The sequence below is a fragment of the Pectobacterium zantedeschiae genome (assembly GCF_004137795.1).
Taxonomy (GTDB): Bacteria; Pseudomonadota; Gammaproteobacteria; order Enterobacterales; family Enterobacteriaceae; genus Pectobacterium; species Pectobacterium zantedeschiae.
The window spans coordinates 27,483-40,287 of record NZ_NWTM01000002.1 but is presented as its reverse complement, the minus strand read 5'-3'; the positions used below and the strand labels follow the sequence as shown (position 1 = coordinate 40,287).

Here is a 12,805-nt window from a genome sequence, read left to right as displayed (position 1 = left end):
TTTGAGATCATCAGGCGTAGTTTTTCTGAGAAACACCAAATTTATCAGACATAAGTCTCGTCACACTTTTTTCTCAGCCTCGAATGCTTGTAATGACAGCAAAACCTGCACAACACTACTCATATTAGTGGGCTTAATAATATCAACTGCTGCACAACCTTCCAGCTCAGGATGAGGATTGCTCAACAAACGATATACATCCCATCCTTCAGCATGCGAAAGATGCTTCATCATCACCTGCGTCAGTTTGAGCTTCATCGGCACCAACTGCCACTCAGGCACTCTCTGCCCACGGTTCCCAAGGCTGATTGTCAACAACTTGCCCGCCTTGATTTCTCGATTAATCTGCTCCTTGGATTTGCCAGCCAGTTTGGCAAACTGAACGACTGGCAAGTTGTGCGGTGCTTCATAAGCTGCAAGCATTTCCGTCCGCTCACGCTGCAGGTCAGAAACAGGGATTTCAACTACAGGTTCAGGCACAGGGCGTGCCGGCACAGCAGACAAGCGGTGAGGCGTAATGCCACCGATAACAGGTGACACATCTTTCAGCATTACCTCTGCTCCATTGCTTTCATCCAGAACGGGCACACCATCAATGCGAATGGTCAGATGCTGACTGGCCGCTTCTACTTCTCCCTGCTCCAGCAAGTCCAACCGGTCCGCCCAGTCCTGCATCATCTTACGCCGAGGCTCGACGTAGAGTGCATGGTTGTAAGCTGCACTCACCTGGTTGGGATCGCAATGCGAAAGCTGGGCGTCCACCCAAACTTTGGGGTAGCCCACTTCGTTGAGTGCCGTGGAGATCGTGCCACGGATGCCGTGACCAGTGAGCAAATCCTGATAACCCATACGCTTGAGGGCACCGTTCAACGTGTTCTCGCTGATACGTTTTTTCAAATCGCTGCGGTGCGAGAAAAGATACCGTTGTGCCGGCCTCACTTCTTCGAGCAGGTAGCGAACAATCTCAATCGCCTGAATAGACAACGGTACGATATAGGAGGGAATATCCTGGGGTCGCTTGCCTTTCTTGCGCATATCCGTTTGCAGTTGCTTGACCACTTCCGGAGGAATAATCCACAGCCCTTGTTCCAAATCGAACTGCTCCGGAGTCGCCAACCGTAGCTCGCCTGTACGCACTCCCGTCAGCAACAACAAGCGGATTCCAAGTTGCGTCGTGATCGACCCACGATAACGTCGCACTTTCTGCAGAAGTTCGGGCAGCTCAGGTAAACGCAAGAAAGGATTGTGAACAACAGGTGGAGCAGGAACAGCTACCACATCCAAGTCAGATGCCGGATTGCTCTCTAGTCTTTCGACTTTCACCTGCGCAAAGCGGAACAGTTGATTGAGCCAGGAGCGTACTTTCTCTGCGGTGGTGAACGCCTCACGCTGCTCAATCTTGGAGAGCACGTTCAGCAAGTCGGCACGACGAACGTCGTAAATAGATAGCTTACTCAGGCTTGGCAGCACATCACGCTCAAAGATGCGCAGAATTTGCGACAAGGTGCTGTTGCGCCCCTCTTTGAGCTCTAGCTTACGATGCTCAACCCATTGAAGAAACACAGCCTTGAATGTGTGCTCGTCGGCCAGTCGTACGAACTGCCGTTTATGCTTACGGTCGAGCTTGGGATTGATGCCCTTGGCAAGCAGGGTACGAGCCTGATCGCGCAGCGTTCGCGCCTCACGCAAACCGACCTCAGGGTAAGTCCCCAAGGACATACGCTTCTGCTTGCCAGCCCAGGAATAGCGGAAGTGCCAAGACCGACCGCCCATGTCGGTCACAGCCAATGAGAGACCATCGATGTCGCCAAGCGTATAGGCCTTGCCTGTTGCCCTGGCTTGGCGAACCGCCATGTCTGATAGTGCCATAGTTCCAGCTCCTAACTTGAAGAGTTAGGCTAGATCCTCGACTCATGGCTCGCTCCGACCCAGTAAGAATACGGAACCCCACGCACCCGTTTTTTATGGACTAAAAAATGGACTAAAAAAGCGTGGATGTAGACGGATTCCAGTAGACTTCGCTGGAACGAAAAAAGGACCCGAAGGTCCTATTTTCAACGACTTGCAGACTTCAATAGCAGTCTACAGATCATAAATTGGAGCGGGAAACGAGACTCGAACTCGCGACCCCGACCTTGGCAAGGTCGTGCTCTACCAACTGAGCTATTCCCGCTCGGGAAACCTATACGCGATGTTGAAGTTCTTTAATTGAAATTCTTCATCGGTATGGGGTGCGCATTATACGAGAAATCTGTTTAACCGCAAGCCCCCGAAAATGAAAAATCGTCTGACTGCTGATAAAACCGACATCATGGCGTAAATAGCAGCAGAATCACGACACATCACGCCCTACTCGTCTTGCTTAACCTATAGTCGCAAAAAATTCTCACGGTAATAGGCCAGTTCCGCCAGTGATTCACGAATATCGTCCATCGCCTGATGCGTACCTTGCTTCTTAAAACCAGCCATGATTTCCGGCTTCCAGCGTCGCGCCAGCTCTTTGAGCGTGCTGACATCCAGATAGCGGTAATGGAAGTAGGCTTCCAGCTCTGGCATATAGCGAAACAGGAAGCGGCGATCCTGACCGATACTGTTGCCGCAGATTGGTGATTTACCCGCCGGTACCCATTTTTGTAGAAACGCCAGAGTTTCCAGCTCGGCGGCACGTTCATCCGCGGTGCTGGCTTTAACGCGATCCGTCAGGCCGCTGGCACCGTGCGTGCGCACATTCCAGTCATCCATCAGCGCCAGTTGGCTATCCGACTGATGCACTGCCAATACCGGTCCTTCGGCCAACACGTTCAGATTTGCATCCGTAACTAATGTTGCGATCTCAATGATACGGTCGCGATCCGGGTTCAGGCCGGTCATTTCAAGATCGATCCAGATCAGGTTATTTTCATCTACCATCGTGGGAATTCCTGTTGCATTGTGCCCTGTCATCGATACAAGGATACCAGTATCAATCTCAATGCTGATACCGACAAGGTGGTATCAGTTAATTAAAATCAATAAGGGTGTATTATACACCCTAAATAATTCGAGTTGCAGGAAGGCGGCGACACAGTGAATCCTCAGGAGCTTACACCAGTAAGTGACTGGGGTGAGCGAGGAAGCCAACGCACATGCAGCTTGAAGTATGACGGGTATAGTCTGTTAAAACGCGGCAGGCGATCACGCACTGCCGCGAACGATAAATCGTCTTAAGTGAGGCTCAGTGAGCAAAAAGAAACTGTCGAAAGGTCAGCAGCGTCGGGTTAGCGCAAACCACCAGCGTCGCCTGAAAAAAACAGAAAGCAAAGTCGAATGGGAAGATAGCCAACTGGGCGATGCACAGGAAGGCATTATCATCAGCCGATTCGGCATGCATGCCGATGTAGAAGCCACCGATGGTGTGGTGCACCGCTGCAACATTCGTCGGACCCTTTCATCGCTGGTAACAGGCGACCGCGTCGTCTGGCGACCTGGCCATGAATCGCTCGCTGGCATCAGCGGGATCGTGGAAGCCGTTCACCCTCGCCATTCAGTCCTGACTCGCCCTGACTATTACGATGGCATTAAACCGATCGCCGCCAATATCGATCAGATCGTGATCGTCTCAGCGATCTTGCCTGAACTGTCGCTGAACATTATCGATCGCTATCTGGTCGCCTGCGAAACGCTGGAGATCGAACCGCTTATCGTGCTGAACAAAATTGACCTGTTGGATGACAAATCCCGCCAGTTTGTTGATGAATTAATGGATATTTACCGCGCACTCAAGTATCGCGTGTTGATGGTTTCCAGCCATACTCAACAGGGTATTCCCGAACTGGAGCAGGCGCTGACCGATCGTATCAGTATTTTCGCCGGACAATCGGGCGTGGGGAAATCCAGCCTGCTTAACGCGCTACTTGCGCTGGGCGAAGAACGTATTCTGGTGAATGAGGTTTCTGATAACTCAGGATTGGGACAGCACACCACCACCGCCTCCCGGCTTTATCACTTCCCGCACGGCGGCGACGTCATCGACTCACCGGGCGTGCGGGAATTTGGCCTATGGCATCTGGAACCTGAACAGGTTACCCGTGGTTTTATTGAGTTACGGGAATACATCGGCTCATGTAAGTTCCGCGACTGCAAACATGAAAACGATCCAGGCTGCGCCATTAATGCTGCACGTGAGCGCGGAGAGATCGCCACAGAACGCTTTGATAACTATCACCGCATTCTGGAAAGCATGGCGCAAGTAAAAACGCGTAAAGGCTTTTCGGATACAGATAACTGACATTTATCATGACCATCGTTACAATGCGCCCCCTTTGAGGGTAAGTGAATCCGCTTACCTTCTTTCCAGGTTACCGCTGGCAACGCCCAGCGTGTTCCCTTAGAAGCTTGTTTTATGGCGCACTATTAATCCAAGAGGCTCACTGTGCTGGATAATATCAAAATCAAATTACAGTATTGGCTTCCCAAGATCTGGCTGACCCGCTTAGCGGGCTGGGGAGCAAATAAGCGTGCGGGAAAACTCACCAAGCTGGTGATCGATCTGTTTGTCCGCCAATACAACGTCAACATGCAGGAGGCGTTGCAACCAGATACCGCATCCTATCGCACGTTTAACGAATTTTTCGTTCGCTCGCTGCGCCCTGGCATTCGCCCTGTCGATCCTCATGCGCATCGTCTGGTGCAACCCGCAGACGGCATGCTGTCACAGTTTGGCCCGATTACCGACGGTAAGCTGATTCAGGCGAAGAATCACAACTACACGCTGGAAGCGCTGCTGGCTGGCAACTATGTGATGGCCGATCTATTCCGTGACGGCCTGTTTGCCACCATTTACCTTTCGCCGCGTGATTATCACCGCCTCCACATGCCGTGCGACGGCGTACTGCGTGAAATGATTTATGTGCCGGGCGACCTGTTCTCCGTCAATCTGCTGACGGCTGATAACGTGCCAAATCTGTTTGCGCGTAACGAACGCGTCATTTGTCTGTTTGATACTGAATTCGGCCCATTGGCGCAGATTCTGGTGGGCGCGACCATCGTCGGCAGCATCGAAACTGTGTGGGCTGGCGTCGTGACGCCGCCGCGTGAAGGAATCATCAAACGTTGGACTTACCCGCAGGCGGGTGAAGAAGGCGCAGTCGTGCTGGCGAAAGGCGAGGAAATGGGTCGCTTCAAGCTGGGCTCAACCGTGATTAACCTGTTTACCGCAGGCAATCTCCAGTTTGCCGCACACCTGAATACCATGAGCGTGACGCGTATGGGTGAGCCGTTTGCCGAAGTCCGTCAGGATGAGCAAACGCCCGTTGTCTTCCCGGAAGGAACCGAACTGGAAGAAAATGTCACCGCGCAGACAGGCCATAAGCCCGACGCGCCGTAAATAACGCCAGACTTTTGTCGTTTGTAAGATTGAAAAGGTAGCTAACGTGCGTTTGATTCTGACTTTTCTTCTGGGATGTTTATTATCAACCGCCGCGTTGGCTGCCACTGCGCCCAATGAGGCACAGTTACGCCAGCAGCTACAGCAGGCGGAAGCCAACAAAGGCGCAGCCGATCAGGCAAAAATCATCGAGGAATATCAGGCTGCACTGAATACCTTGCAAGACCGCAAAGAGGCGCAGGAGCGCGCCACACAGTATCAGCGCGTCATTGATGATTTCCCCAAGCTAGTTCAAGAGCTGCGTCGCCAGCTTAATGCCGAAGACGGCAAACCGTCGTCGATTTCAGAGAGTCTCTCCAGCAACGATCTCGAACAGCAACTGCTGCAAACGAGCAGCCAACTGTTGGAACAGGCACGCCAGCTCCAGCAGGAACAGGATCGCCTACGGGAGGTCGGCGATTCATTGAGCCAACTTCCGCAGCAGCAAACTGAAGCTAGCCGCATGCAAAGCGATGCGGAACGCCGTATTCAATCTCTCGGCACGCCCGCAACGCCTCTGGGGCAAGCCCAGCTCGTCGCGCTTCAGGCCGAGTCCGCGCTACGTAAAAGCCGGGTGGATGAACTGGAGCTGGCGCAACTTTCAGCCAGTAACCGTCAGGAGCTGTCCCGTTTACGCGTCGAGCTGTATAAAAAGCGTCACGACAGGCTGGATCTGCTGCAACAGGATTTACGCAGCCGACTCAACAACCTACGCCAGCGTGAAGCCGAACAGGCGTTAGAACGCACAGAGCTTCTCGCTGAACAAAGTGGCGATTTACCCGCCGTCATCAGCAAGCAGTTACAGATTAACCGCGAGCTCTCCGTCGCGCTGAATCAACAGGCGCAGCGGATGGATTTAATCGCCTCTCAGCAACGTCAGGCAGCGACACACACGATTCAGGTTCGTCAGGCGCTGAGTACCATCCGCGAACAGGCACAGTGGCTCGGTGTTTCACCGATATTGGGAGAAACGTTACGGGCACAGATCGCCCGCCTGCCGGAAATGCCCAAACCACAGTTGCTGGATAGCGATATGGCGCAGTTGCGCGTACAGCGCCTGCACTTCGAAGACTTGATCAATAAACCGCAAGATCTTGATAACGCCAAACAGGATAACGGCGATCCGCTGACCAGTGCACAGCAGCGTATTCTGACCGATCAGATGCGTACCCAGCGCGATCTGCTGACTTCGCTGATCTCCGGCTGCGACTCACAGATACTCGAACTCACCAAACTCAAAGTCGCCAATAACCAACTGGCGGATGCATTAACCGAAACACGTGAAGCGGCACACCGCGATCTGTTCTGGGTTGCGGATGTTGAGCCCGTGACGTTCGCCTATCCGCTCAAACTGGTGCAGGATCTGACCCGCCTGCTGTCACTGGATACGTTAACGCAGTTAGGTAGCGCGTTAGTGATGATGGTAACCAGTCAGGAAACCGTGCTGCCGCTGCTGGGTGCATTGCTGCTGGTTGGCTTCAGTATCAGCTCCCGCCGTCACTATCATGCGTTTATGGAACGCGCCAGCAGCCGTGTCGGCAAGGTCACGCTCGATCACTTCATGCTGACGCTGCGTACGGTATTCTGGTCCATCCTTACCGCCCTGCCGCTGCCGGTACTCTGGGCTGCGCTAGGCTACGGGTTGCAAAACGCCTGGCCTTATCCAATCGCTGTCGCCATCGGCGACAGCGTGACCGCCACGGTGCCGTTAATGTGGCTGGTGATGATTAGTGCTTCGTTCGCGCACCCGCAGGGGCTGTTTATTGTCCATTTCCGCTGGTCGCCTGAACGCGTAGCCAGAGCGATGCGCTATTATCGCCTCTCCATCGCCTTTATCGTGCCGCTGATTATGGCGCTGATTACCTTCGATAAACTCAACGATCGCGAGTTTTCCAGCACGCTGGGGCGGCTCTGCTTCATCTTGCTCTGTATGGCGTTGAGTCTGGTCACAGCGGGCTTAAAACGCGCCGGTATTCCGCTGTATCTGGATAAAGAAGGCTCAGGCGAAAACTCCGTTAACCGCGCGATGTGGAACATCCTGATCGGTGTGCCACTTGTTGCCGCGCTGGCCTCCTGTATCGGCTATCTGGCGACCGCACAGGCGCTGTTAGCGCGACTGGAAACCTCCGTCTCCATCTGGTTCTTCCTGCTAGTGGTTTACCACATTATTCGCCGTTGGATGCTAATTCAGCGACGTCGCATCGCCTTCGACCGTGCCAAGCAACGACGTTCAGAAATTCTGGCGCAGCGTGCCAAGGGCGAAGAAGATACGCAGTCTACGTCATCCCATGAAAGCAGTTCGGAAGCCGTGGAAGAGCCCGTCGTCGATCTGGATGCCATCAGCGCCAAATCGTTGCAGCTGGTGCGCTCCATTCTGACGCTGATCGCGCTGGTTTCCGTGATCGCGCTGTGGTCAGAAATTCATTCGGCCTTCGCGTTTCTGGAGAATATCAGCCTATGGGATGTGTCCAGCACGGTTAAAGGCGTGGAGAGCGTGCAGGCGATTACGCTGGGATCCGTACTGATCGCGATTCTGATCTTCATTATTACCGCACAGCTGGTACGTAATCTTCCCGCGTTGCTGGAGCTGGCAATCCTGCAACATCTGGATCTGTCGCCGGGGAGCGGCTATGCCATTACCACGATCAGCAAATATATTCTGATGTTGATCGGCTGCCTGATGGGATTCTCACTCATCGGGATCGAATGGTCGAAACTGCAATGGCTGGTTGCTGCGCTGGGTGTAGGGCTTGGGTTTGGTTTGCAAGAGATCTTCGCCAACTTTATCTCCGGCCTGATCATCCTGTTCGAGAAACCGATCCGCATCGGCGATACGGTGACGATCCGCGATCTCACGGGTAGCGTTATGCGCATTAATACTCGTGCCACCACCATTTCAGATTGGGATCGCAAAGAGATCATCGTTCCGAACAAGGCATTTATCACCGAGCAGTTTATCAACTGGTCGCTGTCGGATTCGGTCACCCGTGTCGTCATGACGGTGCCTGCACCAGCGAATGCAAACAGCCAGGAAGTCACAGAGTTGCTCATGGATGCGGTGAAGCGTTGTTCGCTGATTCTGGATACGCCAGAGCCCGAAGCTTTTCTGGTTGATCTCCAACAGGGGATTCAGATTTTCGAACTGCGCGTTTTCGCCGCCGAAATGGGGCACCGCATGCCGTTGCGTCATGAACTGCATCAGTTGATTCTGGAAAACTACCGCAAGCATAATCTGGAGCTTCCTTTCCCACCGTTCCAGGTGAAAATGGACAATCTGTCGCGCAGTGGAAAAACGCTGACGCCACGGCAGAGGACGCCGGGCAGCTTATAGAAGAGGGGAAAACGGGCGGCGGCCAGAAGTGGCACCGCCCTGTATCAGGCTTGTTATTACTAAAGATTGATTAGATAAAAATTGCTACGCGCGCTCTACGGAGAACGCAATCACGTCACTCAACTTCTCGGCATTCAGCGCCAGCATGATCAAACGATCGACGCCCAGCGCCACACCGGCACAGTCTGGCAGACCATGTTTCAGCGCCGCCAGCAGGTTTTCATCAATCGGCTGCTGCGGCAGGCCACGCGCTGCACGCTTGCGGTTATCCTGCTCAAAACGCTGACGCTGCTCATTGGCATCGGTCAATTCGCGAAAGCCATTCGCTAGCTCCATCCCTTTGAAATAGACTTCAAAACGCTCGGCAACGCGATGGTCTTCCGAGCTTATCTCTGCCAGAGAGGCTTGCGTAGCCGGGAAATGGTAGACAAATGCAGGCTTGTCGCGTCCGATGTTCGGCTCAACGCCGAAGGTGAACAGCATTTGTACCAGCAAATCGCGGTCATCTTCACGGCAGGCGATATCCCCAAGCCCGAGTTTCTCCGCCGCTTCACGCAGTTGCGCTTTATCGACAGACAGAGGATCGATTTCCAGATGACGTAAAAATGCCTGCTGATAGGAGAGCATTTCAGCGCTTTCACAATCCAGCACCTGCTGCAACAGGTCATCGACCTCATTCATCAGGCGGTACATATCATAATGCGGGCGATACCATTCCAGCATGGTGAATTCTGGATTGTGGTGTCGGCCTGATTCTTCATTGCGGAAACTGCGACACAGTTGAAAGATCGGTCCACTGCCAGCAGCCAGCAGACGCTTCATATGGTATTCCGGGCTGGTCATCAAATACAGCGTCATGCCATCCGCAGCACCAGGGCCAACAAAGCGGGTTTGGAACGGGCATAAGAAAACATCCGTTACCGTCGCCTGGCTCATCGCTGGCGTTTCGACTTCCAGCACTCCACGATCGGTGAAGAAACGTCGGATAGCAGCAACTATCGACGCTCGTTTCAACAAATTAGCGACAGAAGCACTAGGTTGCCAACTTGTCGTCTCGCTCATGGTTCTTACTCCAAAGTCAAACAGGGGGTGCAGTCTACCCGCATCAGCCCAAATTTCCAGCGGAAAAAAACGTCAGATGCGCTTTTCAGCCACATTAATCCAACCCTTTCAGGAGCGGCGAAAAGGGAGCGTTCGTAAATTATATCCAGTGAATCATTTTCTTATATCCCTCTCAAAAGGGTTATTAAAGAAATAAAAGCATCGTTTCTCTGTAAATAAGTCTTTCGATCACGTTTTTATCAATAAATACGCTACTCGCTGAAAAAACCACAAAATGCAGGATCACATCAAATTTCACCTACCTATAATTCGGTATAATCATTCCCACACAAAAATTATAGGTTTATCTATTCTTTATATGTCTATCACACAATTTTCAGCGGGTTTGATATTAAGCTCGGATATTAAAGACAGAATGAATAGATATTATTTTTTTATTTTAACTTAATTAACTTAAGTAACTGGAGGAATGCATTGCAAACCTTTAATGCTGATTTGGCCATTATCGGGGCCGGGGGTGCTGGCCTACGAGCAGCAATAGCTGCCGCGGAAGCTAACCCCCAACTGAAAATAGCGCTGATCTCAAAAGTCTATCCAATGCGTAGCCATACTGTGGCGGCAGAAGGTGGCTCGGCAGCGGTGACTCAGGAACACGATAGCTTCGATTATCACTTCAACGACACCGTATCCGGTGGCGATTGGCTGTGTGAACAAGACGTTGTTGAGCACTTCGTCAAACACTGCCCGGAAGAGATGATTCAACTGGAACAGTGGGGCTGCCCTTGGAGCCGTAAACCGGATGGTTCTGTCAACGTTCGCCGCTTTGGCGGGATGAAGATCGAACGCACCTGGTTTGCCGCCGATAAAACCGGCTTCCACATGCTGCATACGCTGTTCCAAACGTCCCTTAAATATCCACAAATCCAGCGTTTTGATGAGCATTTTGTCCTCGACGTTCTGGTCGATGACGGCCAGGCACGCGGCATCGTTGCCATCAATATGATGGAAGGTTCACTGATTCAGATCCGTGCCAACGCCGTGGTACTGGCGACAGGCGGTGCAGGACGCGTATACCGCTATAACACCAATGGCGGCATCGTAACGGGCGACGGTATGGGCATGGCGTTCCGCCACGGCGTTCCGCTGCGTGATATGGAATTTGTTCAATATCACCCAACTGGTTTGCCTGGCTCCGGCATCCTGATGACCGAAGGCTGTCGCGGCGAAGGCGGCATCATGGTCAACAAAGACGGCTACCGTTATCTGCAAGACTACGGCATGGGCCCGGAAACGCCGCTCGGCCAACCGAAAAACAAATACATGGAGCTGGGGCCACGCGATAAAGTATCGCAAGCGTTCTGGCACGAATGGCGCGCAGGCCGCACCGTATCAACCCCATTGGGCGATGTGGTTTATCTCGATTTGCGCCACCTCGGCGAGAAAAAACTCAAGGAACGTCTGCCATTCATCTGCGAACTGGCAAAAGCCTATGTTGGCGTCGATCCCGTGAAGGAGCCGATTCCAATCCGTCCTACCGCGCACTATACGATGGGCGGCATCGAAACCGATCAGAACTGCGAAACCCGCATCAAAGGTCTGTTTGCCGTCGGCGAATGTTCCTCTGTTGGCCTGCACGGTGCGAACCGTCTTGGTTCCAACTCACTGGCCGAACTGGTGGTCTTTGGACGCGTCGCAGGTGAGCATGCCGTACAACGCGCACAGGCGGCAGCACCCGCTAACGGCACCGCGCTGGACGCACAAACGCGCGACATCGAACAGCGTCTGCATGGCCTGATGAATCAGGAAGGCACCGAAAGCTGGGCGAAAATCCGTGATGAAATGGGCATGTCGATGGAAGAAGGCTGTGGTATTTACCGAACCACCGACCTGATGCAGAAAACTGTCGATAAGATGGCGGAGCTGAAAGAACGCTTTAAACGCGTGAAAATCACCGACCGCTCCAGCGTGTTCAACACCGATCTACTGTACACCGTTGAGCTGGGTCATAGCCTGGATGTTGCGGAATGTATGGCGCACTCGGCGATCAACCGTAAAGAGTCCCGCGGCGCGCACCAGCGTCTGGATGAAGGCTGCACTGAGCGTGATGACGTTAACTTCCTGAAGCATACGCTGGCGTTCTATAACCCAGAAGGCGCACCTCGTCTGGAGTATAGCGATGTGAAGATTACCAAGCTTCCACCAGCCAAACGCGTATACGGTGCAGAAGGTGATGCTCAGGAAGCAGGCAAGAAGGAGCAGGCGAATGGCTGAGATGATCAAAACCCTGAAAATGGACGTCATGCGCTACAACCCAGAACAGGACAGTGAACCGTATTTTGAGACGTTCGATGTCCCGTACAACACGCAGACTTCCTTACTGGATGCGCTGGGTTATATCAAGGATAACCTGGCACCGGACCTCTCCTACCGTTGGTCCTGCCGTATGGCGATCTGTGGCTCCTGCGGCATGATGGTGAATAACGTTCCCAAATTGGCCTGTAAAACCTTTTTGCGTGATTACACAAAGGGTCTGAAGGTCGAAGCACTGGGCAACTTCCCTATCGAGCGCGATTTGGTGGTCGACATGACTCACTTCATCGAAAGTCTGGAAGCGATCAAGCCCTATATCATCGGCAACGATCGCAAACCTGCTGACGGTCCGAACAAGCAGACCCCAGCGCAAATGGCGAAGTATCACCAATTCTCCGGCTGTATTAACTGCGGTCTGTGCTATGCGGCGTGTCCGCAGTTCGGTCTGAACCCTGAGTTCATCGGCCCGGCTGCGATTACGCTAGCGCACCGTTATAACCTGGACAATCGCGATCACGGCAAGAAAGAGCGTATGGCGCAGTTGAACGGCAATAACGGCGTCTGGTCCTGTACGTTTGTGGGCTACTGCTCAGAAGTGTGTCCGAAACACGTCGACCCTGCCGCTGCCATCCAACAAGGCAAAGTCGAAAGTGCGAAAGACTTCATGATCGCCATGCTGAAACCACAATAAGGGAGGG

The 12,805-nt window shown here is 53.0% G+C and carries 8 protein-coding genes and 1 tRNA gene; 5 read left to right on the top strand and 4 right to left on the bottom strand.

The annotated features are described in order from the left end of the window. Positions 1 to 60: 60 nt before the first annotated feature. The 3 genes from CLR69_RS14800 to orn all read right to left on the bottom strand — a co-directional run bounded on the left by CLR69_RS14800 (position 61) and on the right by orn (position 2,910). Complete coding sequence (locus CLR69_RS14800; RefSeq protein WP_129712361.1) at positions 61 to 1,869, bottom strand: tyrosine-type recombinase/integrase; 1,809 nt, start codon at positions 1,867 to 1,869, stop codon at positions 61 to 63. A gap of 228 nt (positions 1,870 to 2,097) precedes the next feature. Continuing rightward, positions 2,098 to 2,173: transfer RNA gene (locus CLR69_RS14795), tRNA-Gly, on the bottom strand. A 194-nt stretch (positions 2,174 to 2,367) separates the two neighbouring features. Then, positions 2,368 to 2,910, bottom strand: coding sequence for an oligoribonuclease (orn, locus tag CLR69_RS14790; protein ID WP_129707130.1), 543 nt, complete (start codon positions 2,908 to 2,910; stop codon positions 2,368 to 2,370). Between the two features lie 307 nt (positions 2,911 to 3,217). On the opposite strand from orn, the gene rsgA reads away from it, so the two are divergent. The 3 genes from rsgA (at position 3,218) to mscM (ending at position 8,735) form a co-directional block, all read left to right on the top strand. Further along, positions 3,218 to 4,267: a small ribosomal subunit biogenesis GTPase RsgA gene (rsgA, locus tag CLR69_RS14785; RefSeq protein ID WP_129707132.1), complete on the top strand. Its 1,050-nt coding sequence runs from the start codon at positions 3,218 to 3,220 to the stop codon at positions 4,265 to 4,267. Positions 4,268 to 4,411: 144 nt separating this feature from the next. Then, the gene (gene asd / locus CLR69_RS14780; protein ID WP_129712362.1) at positions 4,412 to 5,365 is read left to right on the top strand and encodes an archaetidylserine decarboxylase; all 954 of its coding nucleotides are present in this window, start codon (positions 4,412 to 4,414) and stop codon (positions 5,363 to 5,365) included. A 46-nt stretch (positions 5,366 to 5,411) separates the two neighbouring features. Next, complete coding sequence (mscM, locus tag CLR69_RS14775; protein WP_129707135.1) at positions 5,412 to 8,735, top strand: miniconductance mechanosensitive channel MscM; 3,324 nt, start codon at positions 5,412 to 5,414, stop codon at positions 8,733 to 8,735. Between the two features lie 84 nt (positions 8,736 to 8,819). Here mscM and epmA read toward each other — a convergent pair whose 3' ends face one another. Beyond that, complete coding sequence (epmA, locus tag CLR69_RS14770) at positions 8,820 to 9,797, bottom strand: elongation factor P--(R)-beta-lysine ligase (RefSeq protein WP_129712364.1); 978 nt, start codon at positions 9,795 to 9,797, stop codon at positions 8,820 to 8,822. Positions 9,798 to 10,271: 474 nt separating this feature from the next. Between epmA and frdA the strand changes: the two genes are divergently transcribed. Together frdA and CLR69_RS14760 are read left to right on the top strand one after the other, a co-directional pair. Then, complete coding sequence (gene frdA / locus CLR69_RS14765) at positions 10,272 to 12,068, top strand: fumarate reductase (quinol) flavoprotein subunit (protein ID WP_129707139.1); 1,797 nt, start codon at positions 10,272 to 10,274, stop codon at positions 12,066 to 12,068. Further along, entirely contained in the window at positions 12,061 to 12,798 is a 738-nt protein-coding gene (locus CLR69_RS14760) for a succinate dehydrogenase/fumarate reductase iron-sulfur subunit (RefSeq protein WP_129707141.1), read from the top strand. Before frdA ends, CLR69_RS14760 begins: the two co-directional genes overlap by 8 nt. The last annotated feature ends 7 nt before the right edge of the window (positions 12,799 to 12,805 follow it).

Coding starts and splice junctions, on each gene's coding strand:
- CLR69_RS14800 (WP_129712361.1), bottom strand. CDS start 1,869: ATGGCACTATCAGACATGGCGGTTCGCCAAGCCAGGGCAACAGGCAAG.
- orn (WP_129707130.1), bottom strand. CDS start 2,910: ATGGTAGATGAAAATAACCTGATCTGGATCGATCTTGAAATGACCGGC.
- epmA (WP_129712364.1), bottom strand. CDS start 9,797: ATGAGCGAGACGACAAGTTGGCAACCTAGTGCTTCTGTCGCTAATTTG.
- CLR69_RS14760 (WP_129707141.1), top strand. CDS start 12,061: ATGGCTGAGATGATCAAAACCCTGAAAATGGACGTCATGCGCTACAAC.